General features: G+C 58.9%; 18 protein-coding genes. 11 read left to right on the forward strand and 7 right to left on the reverse strand.

Translation table 11 applies throughout. From position 1 onward, the window contains the following. Positions 1 to 41: 41 nt before the first annotated feature. The 9 genes from HDF08_RS16575 (at position 42) to HDF08_RS16615 (ending at position 9,782) form a co-directional block, all read left to right on the forward strand. Positions 42 to 1,241 carry a pyridoxal-phosphate-dependent aminotransferase family protein gene (locus HDF08_RS16575; protein ID WP_179639697.1) on the forward strand — a complete coding sequence of 400 codons (1,200 nt, stop codon included), beginning with the start codon at positions 42 to 44 and terminating at the stop codon, positions 1,239 to 1,241. A 101-nt stretch (positions 1,242 to 1,342) separates the two neighbouring features. Further along, complete coding sequence (locus HDF08_RS16580) at positions 1,343 to 2,713, forward strand: DUF3863 domain-containing protein (RefSeq protein ID WP_179639698.1); 1,371 nt, start codon at positions 1,343 to 1,345, stop codon at positions 2,711 to 2,713. 227 nt (positions 2,714 to 2,940) lie between these two features. Then, the gene (locus HDF08_RS16585) at positions 2,941 to 3,363 is read left to right on the forward strand and encodes a hypothetical protein (protein ID WP_179639699.1); all 423 of its coding nucleotides are present in this window, start codon (positions 2,941 to 2,943) and stop codon (positions 3,361 to 3,363) included. 2 nt (positions 3,364 to 3,365) lie between these two features. Further along, a complete protein-coding gene (locus tag HDF08_RS16590) occupies positions 3,366 to 3,704 on the forward strand; it encodes a hypothetical protein (RefSeq protein WP_179639700.1) in 339 nt (112 codons plus the stop codon). Between the two features lie 2 nt (positions 3,705 to 3,706). After that, complete coding sequence (locus tag HDF08_RS16595) at positions 3,707 to 4,900, forward strand: glutathionylspermidine synthase family protein (protein ID WP_179639701.1); 1,194 nt, start codon at positions 3,707 to 3,709, stop codon at positions 4,898 to 4,900. A gap of 49 nt (positions 4,901 to 4,949) precedes the next feature. Next, the gene (locus HDF08_RS16600; RefSeq protein ID WP_179639702.1) at positions 4,950 to 5,591 is read left to right on the forward strand and encodes a hypothetical protein; all 642 of its coding nucleotides are present in this window, start codon (positions 4,950 to 4,952) and stop codon (positions 5,589 to 5,591) included. Positions 5,592 to 5,686: 95 nt separating this feature from the next. Continuing rightward, positions 5,687 to 7,330, forward strand: a complete 1,644-nt coding sequence (serA, locus tag HDF08_RS16605) for a phosphoglycerate dehydrogenase (RefSeq protein WP_179639703.1) — start codon at positions 5,687 to 5,689, stop codon at positions 7,328 to 7,330. 106 nt (positions 7,331 to 7,436) lie between these two features. Then, complete coding sequence (locus HDF08_RS16610; RefSeq protein ID WP_179639704.1) at positions 7,437 to 9,314, forward strand: DEAD/DEAH box helicase; 1,878 nt, start codon at positions 7,437 to 7,439, stop codon at positions 9,312 to 9,314. Between the two features lie 39 nt (positions 9,315 to 9,353). Next, a complete protein-coding gene (locus tag HDF08_RS16615; RefSeq protein WP_179639705.1) occupies positions 9,354 to 9,782 on the forward strand; it encodes an FmdB family zinc ribbon protein in 429 nt (142 codons plus the stop codon). A 62-nt stretch (positions 9,783 to 9,844) separates the two neighbouring features. On the opposite strand, the gene HDF08_RS16620 is transcribed toward HDF08_RS16615, so the two are convergent. Beyond that, complete coding sequence (locus HDF08_RS16620; protein WP_179639706.1) at positions 9,845 to 10,288, reverse strand: hypothetical protein; 444 nt, start codon at positions 10,286 to 10,288, stop codon at positions 9,845 to 9,847. Between the two features lie 329 nt (positions 10,289 to 10,617). Between HDF08_RS16620 and HDF08_RS16625 the strand changes: the two genes are divergently transcribed. Beyond that, positions 10,618 to 12,003 carry an APC family permease gene (locus HDF08_RS16625; RefSeq protein ID WP_179639707.1) on the forward strand — a complete coding sequence of 462 codons (1,386 nt, stop codon included), beginning with the start codon at positions 10,618 to 10,620 and terminating at the stop codon, positions 12,001 to 12,003. 57 nt (positions 12,004 to 12,060) lie between these two features. On the opposite strand, the gene HDF08_RS16630 is transcribed toward HDF08_RS16625, so the two are convergent. The 5 genes from HDF08_RS16630 to gatB all read right to left on the reverse strand — a co-directional run bounded on the left by HDF08_RS16630 (position 12,061) and on the right by gatB (position 16,816). Then, positions 12,061 to 12,615 (reverse strand): DUF2199 domain-containing protein, encoded by a 555-nt coding sequence (locus tag HDF08_RS16630; RefSeq protein ID WP_179639708.1) that lies wholly within the window; start codon positions 12,613 to 12,615, stop codon positions 12,061 to 12,063. Between the two features lie 61 nt (positions 12,616 to 12,676). Then, on the reverse strand, positions 12,677 to 13,132 hold the full coding sequence (locus tag HDF08_RS16635) for a nucleoside deaminase (protein WP_179639709.1): 456 nt from the start codon (positions 13,130 to 13,132) through the stop codon (positions 12,677 to 12,679). Between the two features lie 2 nt (positions 13,133 to 13,134). After that, entirely contained in the window at positions 13,135 to 13,428 is a 294-nt protein-coding gene (locus HDF08_RS16640; RefSeq protein ID WP_179639710.1) for a DUF6496 domain-containing protein, read from the reverse strand. A gap of 90 nt (positions 13,429 to 13,518) precedes the next feature. Next, the gene (locus tag HDF08_RS16645; protein WP_373563212.1) at positions 13,519 to 15,057 is read right to left on the reverse strand and encodes a hypothetical protein; all 1,539 of its coding nucleotides are present in this window, start codon (positions 15,055 to 15,057) and stop codon (positions 13,519 to 13,521) included. A 262-nt stretch (positions 15,058 to 15,319) separates the two neighbouring features. Beyond that, positions 15,320 to 16,816 carry an Asp-tRNA(Asn)/Glu-tRNA(Gln) amidotransferase subunit GatB gene (gene gatB / locus HDF08_RS16650; protein ID WP_179639712.1) on the reverse strand — a complete coding sequence of 499 codons (1,497 nt, stop codon included), beginning with the start codon at positions 16,814 to 16,816 and terminating at the stop codon, positions 15,320 to 15,322. A 115-nt stretch (positions 16,817 to 16,931) separates the two neighbouring features. Between gatB and HDF08_RS16655 the strand changes: the two genes are divergently transcribed. Further along, positions 16,932 to 18,149, forward strand: a complete 1,218-nt coding sequence (locus tag HDF08_RS16655; protein ID WP_257031189.1) for a metal-dependent hydrolase — start codon at positions 16,932 to 16,934, stop codon at positions 18,147 to 18,149. A 14-nt stretch (positions 18,150 to 18,163) separates the two neighbouring features. Here the strand turns inward: HDF08_RS16655 and HDF08_RS16660 are convergent, their stop codons facing one another. Beyond that, on the reverse strand, positions 18,164 to 18,811 hold the full coding sequence (locus tag HDF08_RS16660; RefSeq protein ID WP_179639713.1) for a YqaA family protein: 648 nt from the start codon (positions 18,809 to 18,811) through the stop codon (positions 18,164 to 18,166). Positions 18,812 to 18,822 lie beyond the last annotated feature (11 nt).

Below are 18,822 nucleotides of genomic sequence, written 5' to 3' on the forward strand. Positions count from 1 at the left end.
CACAGGCGGCCCGTCCGGCAGGACCCCGCTACAATAAACCCATGATCCGCAAAACTCGCCTCTTCACCCCTGGCCCGACCCCCCTACTCCCCGCCGCCCAGTTCGCCATGGCTGCGGCCGATATCCACCACCGCACGCCCGAGTTCCGTGCCATGTATACCCGCGTCCTCTCCCAGCTCAAAGAGTTTGTCGGCACCAAGAACGACGTCATCATCCTCTCGAGCAGCGGCTCCGGCGCCATGGAAGCCGCCGTCTCCAACCTGACGTCACCGGGAGATCGCGTGCTGGTGTTGACCGCCGGCAAGTTCGGCGAGCGCTGGACCGGCATCACAAAGGCCTTCGGCTGCCACGTCGACGTCGTCAGCGCCCCCTACGGCAGCACCTTCTCCCTCGACGAAGTGAAAGCCAATCTCCACCTCGAAACCCGCGCCGTCTTCGTCCAGGCCACCGAGTCCTCCACCGGCGTCCGTCACGACATCGAGGCCATCGCCAACCTCCTCAAGCAGGAAAAATCCGAAGCCCTCCTCATCGTCGACGGCATCACCGGCCTAGGCACCTCGCACCTCGACATGGACGGCTGGGGCATCGACGTCCTCATCGGCGGCTCACAAAAAGCCGTCATGATTCCCCCCGGCCTCAGCTACCTCGCCGTCAGCGCCCGCGCCTGGGATCGCATGGAGGCCACCTACAACCCGCGCTACTACTTCGACCTCCGCAAAGAGCGCAAGAACGCCGCCAAGGGCGAGTCCGCCTACACACCCTCCGTCGCGCTCATCGCCGCTCTGGGCGCAGCCTTGAACTACATCGCCGCCCAGGCCGCCACACCCGAAAAGCCCGAAGGCGACCTAGCCGCAGGCCGCGTCAAACTGGTAGACAACGCGATTACCTGCGCCGCCATGACCCGCGCCGCAGCCACCGCACTCGGCCTAAAACTCTTCGCCCCCGAAGGCTACGAAGCCGCAGCCGCCACCGCCATCGTAGCCCCCGAAGGCTCGGACTCCGGCACGCTGGTCAAAGGCCTCAAGTCGCAGTTCGGTGCCATCGTCACCGACGGCCAGGGCGAGATGAAGGGCCAGCTCTTCCGCATCGCCCACATCGGCTTCTTCGACTACATGGACACCATCGCCATCCTCGGTGCCCTCGAACAAGTCATCCACAAAACCAAGTTTCCCGCCCCCAACTTCACCTTCGGCAAAGGCCTCATCGCCGCCCAAACCTTCTTCGCCGAACACGCCAAATAACCAGCAACACCACCCTCTCGGTTTCACCACAAAACCGTGCCCCACGTCCGGACTCTCGGACGTGGGTTTTCAGTAGCCATGGGAAGACAGGAAATATAAATATGGCAACGGACGACGTTTATAGCAGACGAGAGTTCCTGATCGGTGCCGCCGGCGCTGCGGTCTCAGGCGCGCTCAAGGCGCAGAGCGCGATGGCGTTGGGGGCGAGCACTTCTGCTCTACGCGGACGATTCCTGACCCATGTCTCAGTGGTGCGCGTTAATCAGATCGAGGTGACGCCGAGTCGTTCGATCGGAGAAGACGAAGCTACGGACAACAGCCCGGCCCATATTCGTTCGCGAAGAGAAGCGTTTGCCAGAGGGTGCCCGGAAGGGCGGATGACGTGGGCGGTAAGTTGGCTGGCCTTGAACGACAGCCGGCAGGAGTACAAAGACGCGCGCCGCCTTCTGGCGTCGTATCACGATCGGTATGGCGACGAGATCACCTTCATTCCGGGCGGCTACTTTGCACCCATGTATGACACGCGAGCGCATAACCGGGAGACGATTCACAAGGCGTTGGGCTTGATCTCCAACATGGTGGGCGGCGGATATCGTCCGCAGTGCATCGTAGCGGGCTACCTGGATGCGGAGAACCAGAGATACCTGGCCACGGAAGAGGGCATCCATGTCTGCCAGGGGCAGATCTGGAGCCAGCACGGCATCGACCACGGTGATGGCGATGGCGGCATCTGCTACCCGTACTATCCAAGCCGGGAGCACTATCTGAAACCGGCACAGGGAGCGGCCGACTTCATCGACTGCGTCTGCCTGGATGGCTGGACCTGCGACTTTCTAACGGCGCGGCGGGAGGGCTTCGAGGGCAGGTTCAACAGCCGTTTGGGCGTGGGTCCAATCGAAGCTGTAGGAAATCTCGGGACGGCAGCGGGCCGTAAGGAGATGCTGGACACCACGGCGGTGCACTTTGACCGAGGCCATACTCTGAATGGATTTGGCTGGGTTACAGGGATCTGGGAGGTGTCGGTTGGGCACGACGAGGATCTGACCTACTGGCTGCAGGCCGTGAGGGACAGGTGGCCCGACACGAGCGTGTTGACCGAGGGTGAATTCGGCCTGAAGTGGCGTGAGCACACGCCCAGCAACGCCTCGTTGAACTATCAGTTCGATGCGCGAGGAACCGGCGCGCCGGGGTCGGAAAAAGAGTTGGAGATCGAGTGGTACATGAATCGCGAGTTTCGTCTGGCGCTGCTGCGGAACTGGACCAAAAACGAGGCACCAATGGTCATCGACTTTACGCGCTACGACTTGCCGACGCAGGAGCCGCAGACTCTGCAGCGGGAGTGGAGCTTGATGAATGTGCTGAATCAGAAAGGCACGCGGCCGCAGGATAAGCCCCAGCGGCTGGGGCAGTTGACAGCGGAGGATCAGCGGCGCATATTTGCGCGGTATCCGGAGCTGAAGAAGCTGAAATAACAAGCATATTTGCGCGGTATCCGGAGCTGAAGAAGCTGAAATAACAAACAGTACCCCTATGGTTGTGCGGCGAAGCCGGTTCCCACCCTTTCCAGTTTCACCGTAAAGGTGGAAATTTGCGAAGCGAACTGCACACTCCTCCAACCGTAAATAAATCGTCTTAGTGAAATCGACGTGCCCCGCGTAAATCCGCGGCCTCTCGGCCCTTGATACTCTTATGCAACCCAATGAAACGCTCCAGCCAAGTCGCCGCACCACTCCTGGCCGCAGCCGCCCTCTCCATGCTCACCGGCTGCCGAAAGCCCGAGATGCAGCGTTGCGTCGACGAACAGAACCACGTCGTAGACGACAGCCTCTGCGCCAACCTCCCCGCGGACCAGCAAGGCGTCCAGCAGCAACGTCCCGACGGCCACGGCGGCTTCCTCCCCATCCTTATCCCCTACCGCTACTACTACGGCGGGTGGGGAGGCTACGGCCTCGGCAGCGTAGTCGGCGGTGGAGGCTACGCGCCTGTCGCCGGTCGCAGCTACGCCAACCGCTCCGGCGTCACCATCCGAGGCGGCTTCGGCCGCAGCTTCTCCGAGGGCGGAAGCCACAGCAGCAGCGGTGGCGAAGGCGGAGCCCACAGCGGCAGCGGCGCAGGAGAATAGAGATGAAGAACGGCTCCAAAGTAGAAATAGTCTTTAGCGAATCATGGGAACTCGTCACTCAGATTGGAGATCGTCCTTTTCAAGCTTCTATCCAAAAGATTGCCCATGACGGCGACTCGGCGCTGCTCAACTTAGATCTGCCAATTGTCTATCAGGGCCAGACCACCAGTAGCCTAATCGCTACTCCTCGTCATCAAGATGCATCATTCAACAACATTACAAATCATCTGGTGTGCGGCCTGATCGCTGTAGATGCAGCGCTGATCGAAAGCTTTGATCGGATCAAGCCACGCATATTGACCAGTTGGTTCCAAGCAATCGGTACGATTACACAAAGGTAGACATGCAGCGCATCACCCTAGCCCCTCGCGACAACTGGCAGCAAAAAGTCGAATCCGTCGGCCTCACCTTCCATACTCTCGAAAACGGCCAGCCCTATTGGGATGAGTCCGCTGCCTACAGCTTTACCGCAGCCGAGATCGACACTCTCGAAGCCGCCGGATACAAGCTGCAGGAGATGTGCCTCGCCGCCGCCCAGCACATCATCGACCAGAAGCGCTATGCCGAACTCGATATCCCCGCCTTCGCCGTCGAAGCCATCGAATGGGCCTGGAACAACGAGCCGCCCGCCCTCTACGGCCGCTTCGATCTAAGCTGGGCCGGCGCGCAATCCGGCCACGCCCCCAAACTCCTCGAGTACAACGCCGACACCCCAACCTCGCTCCTCGAAGCCGCAGTCGTCCAATGGCACTGGCTCAAAGATGTCTCCCTCGCCCTTGCTGCCGTCTCGCACTTAGGAAAAACAGACCAGTTCAACTCCATCCACGAAAAACTCATCGCCAAGTGGAAGGACATCGACCCCTACCTCTCCAAACCCATCTACTTCGCGGCGCTCGACAACCCCGAAGACCAGCTCACCGTGACCTATCTCCGTGACACCGCCCAGCAGGCCGGCCTCGAGACCCTGCAGATGTTCATGAACGAGATCGGCTGGAACGACGAGCAGCAACTCTTCCTCGACCCCGACGAGCAGCCCATGTTCTCCATCTTCAAGCTTTATCCCTGGGAGGCCATGATCCAGGAGGAGTTCGGCCCCCACGCGATCGACACCTACCCCAGCACCCGTTGGATCGAGCCCATCTGGAAGATGCTCCTCTCCAACAAAGGCATCCTGCCGATTCTCTGGCAGCTCTACCCCAACCACGAGCTACTCCTCGAATCCCACTTCGCCGAATCGCCTTCGGAGGCCGCCCGCAACGCCGCCCATCTGCGCAACTACGTCCGCAAGCCGCTGATGTCCCGCGAAGGCGCCAACATCACTCTCGTCCGCGAAGGTTCTACCATCACCACCACCCCTGGTCCCTACAACGGCAAACAAATCATTCAGGCGCTCGCCCCCGACGCGGTCTTTGACCATCGCCACACTGTCCTCGGCCTTTGGATGATCGACCAGGACTGCTGCGGCCTCGGCGTCCGCGAGTCCTTCAACCCCATCACTGATAATCTAAGCTCCTTCGTACCTCACTTTTTTGTCTGAGTCGACACCCAATCCGACGCCGAGCACGCCTCAGCCCCTAGGGGCAGAAATGGAGCCCGCCATTCTCGACGTTCATCCGCCACACCAGGCCGCACATAGCTGGAAAGACTTCTTCATCCACATTGCCACCATCGTAATCGGACTGCTTATCGCCATAGGCCTTGAACAGACCGTGGAGTACTTCCATCACCGACATCTCCTCCATCAGGCAGAGGACAATCTCCACTCGGAGATCCAGGACAACCGCCAGACCCTGGCAGCGGACGAGAAGCAACTAGCCGAGACCGAACATCGAATGGAAGATAATCTGAAAATTCTCGCCGACCTCAAAGCTCATCGCGTCCCGACCGAAAAATTCGGACTGCAGTGGGAGTGGAACGGACTGCAATCAGCAGCCTGGGATACGGCACGCAACACCGGGGCGATCGCCCTGATGTCCTACGAAACGGCTGAGGATTATTCCGTAATCTATAGCCAACAGTCGCTGGTGAACGATCAGGCCTGGGTCTACATTCGCGACGTGTACAAATGTGGGCGCCCTGTTGCGACACGCAAAGTCGAGGATCTCCAACCGGAGGAGATCGATGAAGCCATCGTCAATTCAAAGCAGACTTTGACAGATGTCCACTACCTCAGAGATCTCATGCAGAGCCTCAACAAGATCTATCAGAGCGAAGACAAGGCGCTCTAATCTTTTCAGAACAAACACCCTTTTGTTCTCATTCCACTCGATAACGCCTTGTCGACTAAACTAAGTCTTAACCTTAATTGCGCTTACGGAGCTCCATGAAGATCGTTCTCGCCGAAAAAGTCTCCCCTGCAACCCTCGCCGTCTTCCAACAAGAACCAGGCTGGCAGATCGTCACCCCCGACCAGATCAAAAACGGCCTCGCCGCCGAGCTAGCCGATGCCGACGCCCTCGTCGTCCGCTCCGCCGTTCAGGCCGACGCCAAGCTCCTTGCCGCTGCCCCCAAGCTCCGCGTCATCGGCCGCGCCGGCGTAGGCGTCGACAACATCGACACCGATGCCGCCACCCATCGCGGCATCGTCGTCATGAACACCCCCGGCGCCAACGCCGTCGCCGTCGCCGAACTCACCCTCGGCCTCATGATCTCGCTCGCCCGCTCCATCCCACGCGCCAACTCCACCATGCACCAGGCCAAGTGGGACAAGAAAACCCTTCAGGGCCAGGAACTCCGCGGCAAGACGCTCGGCATCGTAGGCCTGGGCCGGATCGGACTCGAAGTCGCCCGTCGCGCCGCCAGCTTCGGCATGGAGATCATCGGCTACGACCCCTTCGTCGCCCCGGTCATCGCCCGCGAGAACAACGTCACTCTCGTCCCCATCGACGAGATCTTCAAAACCTCCGACTACCTCACCCTCCATGTCGGCCTCACCACCCAGACCGAGGGCCTTATCAACGCCACTTCCATCAAGATCATGAAGAAGGGCATCCGCATCATCAACTGCGCCCGCGGCGAGCTCATCGTCGAGCAGGCCCTCGCCGACGCCATCAAATCCGGCCACGTCGGCGGCGCAGCTCTCGATGTCTTCCATCAGGAGCCGCTCAAAGAGTCGCCCTTCTACGATCTGGATAACGTCCTCCTCTCCCCCCACATCGCCGGCGCAACCGACGAAGCCCAGGAGGCCATCGGCATCCAACTCGCCATGCAGGTCCGCGACTACCTCAAGCTCGGCGTCGTCCAGAACGCCGTCAACCTGCCCTCGCTCTCGCACGAGGAGTACAAAGAGATTGCTCCCTACATCGAGATGGCCGAACGCCTCGGTCAATTTCTCTCGCATGCGACACCCGGCAACCTCGAAAACATCCAGATCACCTACACCGGCCGCATCGCCTCCGGCAAAACCGACCTTATCCGCAACGCTGCCCTGGCCGGCATCTTCTCAGGAACAGACGGAGGCAGCACCGCCAACCGTATCAACGCCGCCGCCATCGCAGCTGAGCGCGGCATCCGCATTCAGGAGGACAAGAAGGAGTTCACGATCGGCGGCGCAGGCTCTGTGCTCAAGATCGTGCTCCACTCCTCCGGGGCTGCCACTGGAGAGAAGGCCGGTGACGCCAGCGCCTCCGCCACCGTCCTCCACGGCACCTCGCCCCGCCTACTCACCTACGACGGCATCGACATCGAAGCCCCGCTCCACGGCACCCTCGTCGCCATTCGCAACCACGACGTCCCCGGCGTCGTCGGCCGCATCGGAACCATCCTCGGCGAGCACTCGGTCAACATCGCCAACTTCGCCCTGGGCCGTGCACACTCCACGCAAAGTCATTGCGTTCCACAGGGCCAGGCCCTCGCCGTCGTGCAGATCGACGTCCCCAAGGCAGCCTCAGCCACCGCCGCCGTCGAAGCCCTGCGCAAAGTAGAAGCTATCGCCAGCGTCCGCCTCATCGAACTGGGCAAGCTCTAACCGGGTCGATACTTCTTACATCGTTGTCTGACTCTATCGCATCATTTATTGCTAACCCTTGGCTGTTCGCCCGGAGCGGCTAAGCATCCCAAAAGGAATTTACAGCATGGCGGAAATGATTCCAGAGTCGATCGCCGCGATGAAAGAAGCAACGTCGGGCGAGAAGCGCGTCTTCAAAGTGCTCCGAGACGCTTTACTCCCGGACGAAGAGTTTATCGTCTGGTTCGAACCGAAAGCCGTAAAGAAGCGCCCCGACTTTCTTGTCTGGTCTCAAGATCTGGGACTTCTCGTCATTGAAGTAAAAGATTGGGGTCTCAAGCAGATTGTCGATCTCAACCCTGAGCGGTGGACGATTCGCTGGGATAATGTTCTCAAAACACAAGATAGCCCCGTCGAACAGGCACGAAAATGCTTTATCAAATTTAAGGAGCTGATCCAGAAATCTCCCGAACTGCGTCACAAAGATGGCCCCAACCAGGGCAATATCCGGTTTCCGATTGGGTACTGCGCTGCCTTCACCCAGATCACCCGCAAACAAGCTGGAGATTCCGGCATCATCCGCGCACTCGGTCCCGTCTTTTGCCTCTTCAGCGACGATCTCACGGATACCTTCGACTCCAAGGAATCGAGGCGGAAGTTAGTCTCCAAGCTGAAAAAGACTTTTGTCATTACGTTCCCCTTCGATCCTCTGACCGCCGATGAGCTCAAAACACTTCGCTACCTCATCTTTCCCGAGGTCCGGATCAACAACGTGCGCTCCGATAACGCATGCGTCCTGCGTGACCCCGATCAGAGCGCCATGATCAGAGCCCTTGATCTCGAACAGGAGAGAACCGCGAAGAGCATCCTGGAAGGTCATCGCGTTCTGAAGGGTGTTGCAGGTAGCGGCAAAACTCTCGTCCTCTCCTGTCGCGCCAAGTATCTCAAAAAGCTTCAGCCCAACTGGCGAATTCTCATCGTCTGTTACAACATCTCTCTTCGCCAGTACATTCAGCAGCTGCTTACGATCTCTGAGCCCGAATCGGAGCACATCGGCATCGAGGTCTTTCACTATCACGGCCTCGTCAAAGAGCTCACAGGAGCAAGCCTGCAGCGGCGCGACTCTGAGACCCAAGAACAATGGGACGAACGAACAGGCGTCATCCTTCGCGAGGCCATCGCCAGCGGATCAATTGCAAAATACGATGCGATCTTGATTGACGAAGGCCAGGACTTCGCCGTTGAATGGCTGCAATCCCTCACTGAGCTCCTTGAGGAAAAGAGCGACAGCCTCCTCTTCTGCCTCGACCCCGCGCAGAACATCTTCGGAAGAAAGGTCTCCTTCAAGAGTGTGGGCATTAAGGTACAAGGCAAACGACCCGTCTCGCTTAACAGGAGCTACCGCAATACCGCCGAAATTCTAAGTCTTGCCCGAAACTTCTCGAAGGTTCAGGACATCCCAACTGACCCCGACACCGAATCTGCCATCGAGAGCCTCCTTTTTCCAGTCGATGTAAATCGTCACGGTCAACCTCCACAGATAATCTGCGGAATGGCGAGCGTCGACCAGATCCAATACATCTTGAAAGAAATATCCGAATACATCGACGGGGGCCTTTGTAGCTGGTGTGACGTTGACGTGCTTTATGTCTCCCCAAACTTCGCAAAGAGCTTCTCATCCGCGTTTGAAAAGCGGTTCGGCAACGAGAAACTCTATTGGGTCAGCGAATCGCGGCAAAGCAAGATGGGGTTAAACCTCTCCTCTCCATCGCTTAAACTCTCCACCATCGAATCTGCCAAAGGAATGGAGTTTCGACTCGTTTTTCTGCTCGGCATCGAAATGCTTCCCAGACCCGATCGGGACGAAGCCAGCGAAAGAAAACTTGCCTACGTCGGCCTCACTCGCGCCCAGGACCTCCTGTACATCCTGGGAAACACTCAGTCAGGCTTTTTAAACGAGCTTATTGAAATCAGCGAGATGCTCTCTACAACCGTTCAGATGTGAAATTTCAGTAAGCTATAACTAGAAAGTGAAAACTGCCCCATGCCGCTATACGAATACGAATGCACCACCTGCCATAAGCACACAGAGAAGATCCAAAAGTTCTCCGATCCTGAGATCACTATCTGCCCTCACTGCGGCGGCCATCTCGAGCGTGTCATCTCCGCCCCCGCTGTCAGCTTCAAAGGTGGAGGCTGGTACGCGGACGGCTACGGCAACGCCAAGCCAAAATCCTCCGGCGACAGCAATAACTCAGGATCAAGCGCCAGCGACTCCAAGTCCGGCGATTCGAAATCTGGCGATTCCAAGTCTGAAGGTTCCAAGTCTGAAGGTTCCAAGTCTGGTGATTCCAAGTCCGGCGGTTCAAAGTCAAGCACCGACTCCAGCTCCTCGGGCAACAGCACCCCGGCTACCGCTCCGTCTGCCCCGGCAGCGCCTGCAGCGGCATCCTCCTCGTCAGACAAGAAGTAATCGCACAGGCGCGCCGGATTTCGGTTTATGAAGCGGCTTCGGTTTATGGAGCGGCTTCAGTTTTATGGCAGCGGCTTCAGATGAATCTCGCGAACCAGCTCGCTCGAAACCACCTCCGTGCTCTCCGCCCTCATCTTGAGCACCTCTGCTCTCTTCTCGGGCGAGCCGTACACCTTGGCAACAATCGGCTCGGCCAGATCCGCGGACGTATCCAGCGTCGCCATATTTTTGAAGAAGATCACATACATCACATCCCACTTCTCCGGCCCCTCGAAGTTGACTGAGGTGTAGATCGAGTATCCCGTGATAATGCCAGCTGCCTTTTCCGCCTCGAAGACCTTAGGGGCATAAGCAAACGCCTCGTAAAACTCCTTCGTCTTCCCCGGCAAGATCCGGAGCTTCACGGCCCGAGTGACTCCGGCATTACTGTAATACTGTTGTGCCAGCCCGCCGAGCGGAGCAGCAGTGAGTACCAAAGCGACGAAACAACGTGCGAACGCCTTCATGGTCGTACCTCATAGTTTTTGTGTGTGGGGACCCGCCCGAAGCTTACACCTAATTTGCAACTTTGAACTCTCCGTCTCACTCTTCCGAAGAGTTGGATCGCAGCAACAACCTGGCCGTTTTCGGCAAACCAACCTCTGCATTCAATTACGGCAAACTCCCCGTCATCGGCAACCTCCGAAAGATACTCCTTCGCCCCACTAGCAACTTCAGCTATCCTTGATCTAACTCCCTGTCATCGTTCCAGCCACCAGCAGCTCTGCCTCGATCATCCGGCAACGCTTCAGCACTCGCATCTCCGTTTCCAACCACGCAAGAAGGGTCAAGCACAATGGAGCAAGTCGCCGAATCCGAAGCCTCCCTCGCTCCAGTTCCCGGTCTGCGCGCGAACATCCTCTCGCCGATGGAGACCCTCGCCCAATCCATCTCCACCATCGCGCCAACAACCACACCGACCATGACCATCCCCCTGGTCTTCGTTCTCGCCGGCAACGGAACCTGGCTCGCCTACCTCTTCGCCACCGTCGCCATCCTGCTCATCGCTCTCTGCATCAGCCGCTTCGCCCGTTACACCTCCTGCTCTGGCTCGCTCTACACCTACGCCACCTCATCTCTGCCGCCATCCGTCAGCGGCATCGCCGGTTGGGCACTTCTGCTCGCCTACATCGCCACAGGAGCCTCGGTAGCAGGGGGCTTCATCAACTACGCCAACGTCTTCCTCCTCTCGATCACCGGCAAGTCAGCCCCAACCTTCCTCCTCGCGATCCTCTGCGTCGGCGTCTCCTCCTTCATCGCCTATCGTGACGTGCAGGTCTCCGCCCGCCTCATGCTCTGGATCGAAGCCACCTCTGTCGCGCTCATCGCCATCGTGCTCGCGCTCCTGCTCTGGCACAACGGCCTCCACATCGATCACGCCCAACTCCACCTCCAAGGCGTCACGCCTTCAGCAGTCCGTCTCGGAGTCGTCCTAGCTCTGTTCAGCTTCGTCGGCTTCGAGAGCGCCACCACCCTCGGAGCCGAAGCCTCCAACCCGCTCCGCACCATTCCCCGCGCCGTCATCCAGAGCGCCGTCTTCACCGGGCTCTTCTTCATCCTCTGCGCCTATCTCGAAACCCTGGGTATGCACACCGCCCACCAGAACCTCGGCGAATCCACCGCCCCCATGCGCGTCCTCGCCACACTGGCCGGTGTCACGCCCCTTGGCCCCTTCATCGACCTCGGCGCTCTTGTCAGCATGTTCGCCTGTACCCTCGCCTGCATTACTGCGGCCGCACGCGTGCTCATGCGCATGGGCCACAACGGCCTGGTCCCCCAGCGACTAGGACTGGCCCACCGCAAAAACGCCACTCCAGGCTCAGCAGTCGTCGTCTCCGGAGTCTTCACCGCGCTTCCTGTGACGATCCTCGCTCTCCGCGGCGTCGCCGGAACCGATATCTATGGCTGGATGGGCTCTCTCGCCGTCTATGGTTTCCTCACCACCTACGGTCTCGCCGCAATCGCGCTGGGCCTCTATCTCAAGCGCAACCACCACCTCACCAGCGCTTCGCTGATCCTCTCCATCGCCACCACGCTCGCCATCGTCCTCGCAATCGCCGGAACCCTCTATCCGGTCCCCGAGCGTCCTTACAACTGGCTGCCGTACGTATACCTCGTTTACATCCTTGCCGGCATTGCATGGTTTGGCTTTACCACGCGTCGCCAATCCTCGGCAATCTAAAGCCACGCAGACAGAGGAGACCCTCGCCGGTTACCAACCGAGAAAAAGGTACACAAGTCACGAAGTGACCGCGCCGCGCGCAGCGGGCCCGTCCGGCAGGACCGGATGCAGCATCCTCACCGCAATCTCTTCCACCCGCTCCATCGTGATCCCATCCCGCTGTTCCACAGCCAGCGGATGATCAGGATCCACAATCGTAAACTGCGGCCGTTGCCCAACAGGTTGCGTCTGCACGCTCACTTCAAGGTTGTAGGTATCGCCAAACACAGGCAGCTGCGTATTCAGCCATCCCGGAAACGCCGGCTCCTTCTCTCGCCCATCAACAACCCAAAGCTCATTCGTCCGCACGAAGTTCTTTGGACTCACCTCCGCCCAGATCCCCCAGACAAAAAGCTCCTCCAGCCCAATCACCGGCACCAGAACACGTCCGCGCAGATAAAAGTCCCTGCCATCGATCACACACTGGTCGGGAGTAATCACCACTCGCTGATCAAACTCCTCCGCCGGAATCGCACCCACGGCCAACGGAGCCTTGACGCTGTAACTCAACGGCAGAGCATGTCGTTCGCCGCAAACCCTGCACCCAAATCCGCTCCCTGACTCTATGCTCATCTCTCCATCATTCCATATCGAAGAGCATCTTCACGCGAGAGTGATCTCTGCCAAAGAGCCTTTACTCCTCACCGATATCCTCGTTCCAGATCTCAGGCTTCTCCGCAATAAACCCGGTCAACAGATCCGAACACTCCTGCGAATCAAGATCGATCACCTTAACACCAAGCTCCTTCAGCCACCCCACCCCGCCAGCAAAATTCCTGCTCTCCCCAACCACCAGGGTGCGAATCCCAAACTGCCGAATCAGCCCACTGCAGTACCAGCAGGGAGCAAGCGTAGTCACCATCACCTTGTCCTTATAAGACCGCTGCCGGCCCGCGCGGCGAAAGGCATCGGTCTCTCCATGCACCGACGGGTCATCCTGTTGCACCCGGCGATTTCTCCCCGAAGCCAGCAGCTTACCATCCCCATCGAACAACGCCGCACCGATCGGAACACCACCCTCGTTCCGCCCGGTGCGGGCCTCTTCCAACGCGACCTCCAGCATCGCGCGGTACTTCTCGAACTCAGTCATCCTTACCCTTTCTTCGGTGGCGGCGGAACCTTCTTACCGGCCCTCCGCGCCTCTGACAAACCTATCGCAATCGCCTGCTTCGGATTGGTCACCTTCTTCCCGCTGCGACCGCTCTTCAACGTACCCTTCTTCATCTCGTGCATCTCGGTCTCTACGTTTTGGCTGGCCGAAGGACTGTACTTCCGCCCCGAACCTTTCTTCGCAGCCTTCTTTGCCGGAGCCTTCTTAGCTGCCGTCTTCTTTGAAGCGGTCTTCTTACTCACCGACTTCTTTGCCGTTGCCTTCTTCGTAGTCATCGAGGTTCCTCCTCCCACTATGAGTCCTCAAGGCCACCGCAACGTTGCATCACAGTTCGTCACTGCACCTCAAAACGACATCCATCAGCTTCAACTATTTCGCCTTCTTCGCCAAACCACAACTCCCACCAGCATTCCCAAAGCTGCCACACCAACAACTCTCAACGTCACTTTTCTAATCCACGAGGGAGTCCGCTCCAGCGATCCATCCTGCCACGCCGCATGCACCAGCTTCAGATCAGCCGCGAAACCAGGAATGGTGATCAAATCAAAATCCGTAGCCGGCAGAGACCTGAAGATCCGTTCAGGTTCCGGCGCGCCTCCCTCCCGGTCCTTCGGAATTGCCTTGATCAGTTCATTGATCTCCGCATCGCGTGGATCATCAAACAGTGCACCATCCGCCGTGTTGGGAAACAGAGTGTCGTTCCCCGTCATCTTCCTCTCAATCGCCGCAACGCCATCCTGGCAAACTCCAAGCAGATAATACCCGCCAAACGGAAGCTCAGGCCGCGCCAGGTGCTGATGCATATACGCAATCGACATCTTCCCCGCCAGCCGCGTCACCTCCACCGCATCCGCCTGCGCGTACTCATGCGCGTGACGCCCCAGCACCCAGGACTGATCCTGCGTGTCCATCGTGCGAAACTCCGCCTTGCCGTCGATGCCGAAGTACCAACTCACATTCGCATTCACCTTCGGCCCGCGAAACTCCCACTCATATTCAGCATGGCTCACCGGAACCAGAAGCGGACGTCTCGTCCCCGGTATGCGGATCTGAGAGTCCACCCAGAACGGCATCATTACATCCTGTCCCTTGTAATGAAAGTGCCCGAAGTTAGCGAAGTAGCGCGCATCTGCCACCACCACAGTGTGTCCAGCAGCCATCAGCGCTTTCACCAAATCCTGCGGCGTCTTCACATCCTGTCCTTCAATTGTAACCACCATAGGAGCAGTACCATCCAGCCCATTCAGGCTCAGCCGGTTCAGCACATCCGCCAGCCTCTGACTCTCAGCATGCATTGGCGCAAGCGTCGCATTCGCCCCATCTCCTCGAACAACCCCGGCACCAAGCTCGCTCACCAATCCATCTGTCGTGAATCCCGGCAGCTTCGATGGGGTGTCCAGATTGACCACCTCAGCCTTCACCAGCGAATAGTCGCCAAGATCGACATAAGCTGTCAGAGCTGCTGACTCTCCCTCCTTGTCATTCTGAGCGGAGCGAAGAACCCCCGCATTTGCTTTCGTTGTTGCATTTGCAGTTGTATCCGGCGCCCCCGGATGCCGCTCCGCCAAACCATCCATCTTCTGATCTTTGGCAACCACGCGGCCAGCAACTCTCACCGTGGGATTGATCGCCTGCATCGTCCACCCGGGAAACCGGTCCAGACCCTGCCAGTCTTTCCCGAGGATCAACTCGCGAAGCCGCTTCACCAGCGCCGGCGTCATCAACGCCGGCCCCTTCTTTCCGTTCTTATCCAACTGCGCGAGCATCGCATCGGTAAATCCAGGCGTAGCCGACAACTGCCGCATCATCTGCGACAGCATCACGGTGTTCGCCGGCATCGGCTCCTCCGGCACAACATACGGAGCCTCGCTCCGGCACCCAAAAAGAGCAAGCAAAATGCTCACACACACCCCACGACAAACATTCCTCAAACACATCCGCCCATTAAACCCTAAGAAAAGATTCATGTCCTGCCGGACGGTCCCACTGCGCGTGGAGCGGTCACTTCGTGACGCGTATACCTTGATGTGGCAAGTGGAAGACAACGATCCTCCCGTTGGTCGGAGGGAAGATTGTGCCGACCAGCGGGAGGACCACGCGAAGCTTTAAAAAGGCGTGTGAACGCCCGCCCCACGCGCAGTGGGCCCGTCCGGCAGGACCTATCTTCTACCCCAACGCATCTAGCTTCTTCGTCACCAGCTCATTCAGAAGCGCCGGATTTACCTGTCCCTTCGACAGCCTCATCACCTGGCCGATAAAGAACGCAGCCACCGTCTTCTTCCCCCCGCGATACTGCTCCACCTGCTTCGCATTCGCTGCGATCACCTCATCGATCATCGCCTCAATCGCGCCCGTATCCGAGATCTGCTGCGGCTTCTCCCGCTCGTACACAACCGGAAAGTCCTCGTTCTTCTCAAACGCCGTATCCAGCAACTGCTTCAGCATCTTGCTCGACAGCTCCCCCGACTCCGCCAGATCAGCCGCCATCACCACACCCGCCATCGATACCGGCGACTGCTCCAGCTCCAGCCCCGCCGCCCGCAACCGCATCGTCAACTCGCTCGTTAGCAGCGATGCCACACGCCGAGGGCTCTTCGCCTTCTTCGCCGCATCTTCAAACTTGTCCGCAAACTCACGCGTCGCCGTCAGCGTAGCCGCGTCCTGCACCGAAATCTCATACTCCGCAATCATTCGCGCCCGCCGAGCCTCCGGCAGCTCCGGCATCATCTTCAAAATCTCTGCCTGCCACTCCGCCCCAACCACAAGCGGCGGCAGATCCGGCTCCGGGAAGTACCGATAGTCATGCGCCTGCTCCTTACTCCGCATCGAGTAAGTCCGCCCCTCCGCGCTACTCCAAAGCCGCGACTCTTGCACTACCCGCCCACCGTCTTCCAACACGCCAATCTGCCGCTCGATTTCGTACTCCACCGCCGCGCGAATATACCGGAAGCTGTTGACGTTTTTCACCTCGGCCTTCGTCCCAAACTCTTTCGCGCCCTTCAGCATGACGCTGACGTTCGCATCGCACCGCAGCGAGCCTTCCTCCATATTGCAATCGCTCACGCCGGTGTAGAGCAGAATCTCCTTCAACTTCGTCAGATACTCAAACACCTCATCCGCAGTCCGCAGATCAGGTTCACTCACGATCTCCACCAGCGGCGTCCCACAGCGGTTCAAGTCGATGTAAGTCTTCGAAACAGAGTCCGCAAATCCATCATGAATGCTCTTCCCCGCATCCTCTTCCATATGCAGCCGCGTCACGCCAATCCGCTTCGTCACGGCCGCCCCAGCGACATCAAAGGCCGGGACCTCAATCCATCCATGCTCAGCGACCGGCTTGTCGAACTGCGAGATCTGGTATCCCTTCGGCGAATCCGGATAAAAATAGTTCTTCCGCGAAAAGATACTGGTCTCGCGAATCTCACAGTTGATCGCCTTCGCCGCCAGCACCGCAAACTCTACCGCCCTGCGATTCAACACCGGCAGCGCTCCCGGCAATCCCAGGCAGGTCGGACAGCAATGCGTATTCGGCTCTCCGCCATATTTATTCACGCACCCGCAAAACGCCTTCGACTTGGTCAAAAGCTGAACGTGAACCTCCAGCCCAATCACGGGCTGATATTTGGCAAGAATCTCGGGTGAGAGTGCGGTCAAAGTAGGCATAGACAACTTGATTCTACCAAGCTCATGTCCTGCCGGACGGGCCCACTGCGCGTGGAGCGGTCACTTCGTGACGCGTGTACCCCTTCGGTTGGCGCTCCCGTTGGTCGCAAGAAAAATGATCCCGACCAACGGGAGGACCACGCGAAGCTTTAAAAAGGCGTGCGAACGCCCGCCCCACGCGCAGTGGGCCCGTCCGGCAGGACAGCTTCGCGAAACCAGCTACTATCGCATCAGCATGGATCCCATCACTCACCTCATGACCGGAGCCGTCCTCGCCCGCGCCGGCTTCAATCGCAAAGCAGTCTACGCCACCATAGCGATGACCCTCGCCGCCGAAGCCCCCGACCTGGACACCCTCTGGTCGATCCGCGGACCCATCGCAGCCTTCCAGCATCATCGCGGCTGGACCCACACCCTCCTCGGCATCCCGCTCGAAGCAGCCGCTGTCGTCGGAGCCGTCTGGCTCTTCCACCGCTGGCGAACACGCCGCAACCAAGCCCGCAAGCAACCCGAACCCACGCTTCCATACGACCCCACCACGACCCCGCTGCCCCATCGCCACGCCCCCATCCGCTGGGGCCTGCTCTACTGCTTCTCCCTCATCGCCCTGCTCAGCCACCTCCTGCTCGACTGGACCAATAACTACGGCATCCGCCCCTTCTTTCCCTTCAACCCCCACTGGTACTCTGGCTCCATCGTCTTCATCTTTGAGCCCGTCATCTTTCTCCTCCTGCTCCTCGCTCTCATCGCGCCCTCCCTCTTCGGGCTCATCAACAGCGAAGTAGGCGCGCGCAAACAAGCTTTCCGCGGACGAGGCTGGGCCATCTTCGCTCTCCTCGCCATCATTGCCCTCTGGACCCTCCGCTTCGTAGAACACGCCAAAGCCCTCCAACTAGCCCAATCCGCCGACTACAACGAATCCCCCGTCTCCCGCGTCTTCGCCAGCCCCTACCCTATCAATCCTTTTCGTTGGCAGACCATCGCCGAAACTCCGCAGTTCTACCAGCTAGCCACCATTGACACTCTCAACAGCGTAGTCACCACCAGCACGCAGGCCGACGTCATTTATAAGCCCCCCACCACCCTCGCCACCCTCGTCGCCAAACGCAGTTGGCTCGGCGAGGCCTACCTCGACTGGTCCCAGTACCCCGTAGTCACCGACATCGGCACTAACGAAGAAGGCCTCACCACCGTCACCTTCCGCGACCTGCGCTTCTTCTACGACACGCCATTCCTGGCCGGTCGCGAAAAGCCTCCACTCTCAGGCGCCGTCTACCTCAACGCCGACCGCCGCATCGTCGGCATGGAGATGGACGGCCGCATTCAACATTAACAACTTGGAAACTTCTAACTCTCTTCCACCGGAAGCGTCGTACCTCGTCGCCGGTCGAACACCTTCCGCAGCACATACACCAGCAGCAGCACAATCAAAATCCCGCTAAACCCAAGCACATAAGCGAGGTGCTGGTGAATCGCCCTCGTAATCGTATGCAGAATCGCCGGCCCATAAGTGATCGTGATAATGGCCCAGATCAAAAACCGAATAAACTTCCCCACGCAGATCGCGCTGAAGAACCACAGCATCTTCATCTCGAACACGCCGGCCGCAAACTCAAACAGCTTCACCGGCGTCGGCGGCGGCATCATCGCAGGAATCATGATCGCCAGAAACTCCTGCTTCTCAAACCGGTCTCGCATCTGCTCATACCTCTGCCGGTTGATCCGCTTCAGCAGAAACAGCTCCCCACCCGCGCGACCCAGGTAATACGGCAACAGGCTCCCGATCGCAGACCCCACCGCCGCCATAAAGCAATAAAGCAGAAAACGCGACTTATCGTGCACCACGTAATCGATCAGCAGTGCATCAATCGGCACCGGAATCGCCGCCGAATCGATCACCGCCAGCGCACCGATACCCCACACGCCGAGCGGCTTCAGTGCCGCAAGCATCACCACGTTCAATTTATGCAGAAGTGCAACGGGAGAGATCTTCACGGGGTCCTTCT

The sequence above is a fragment of the Tunturiibacter empetritectus genome (assembly GCF_013410875.1).
Taxonomy (GTDB): Bacteria; Acidobacteriota; Terriglobia; order Terriglobales; family Acidobacteriaceae; genus Edaphobacter; species Edaphobacter empetritectus.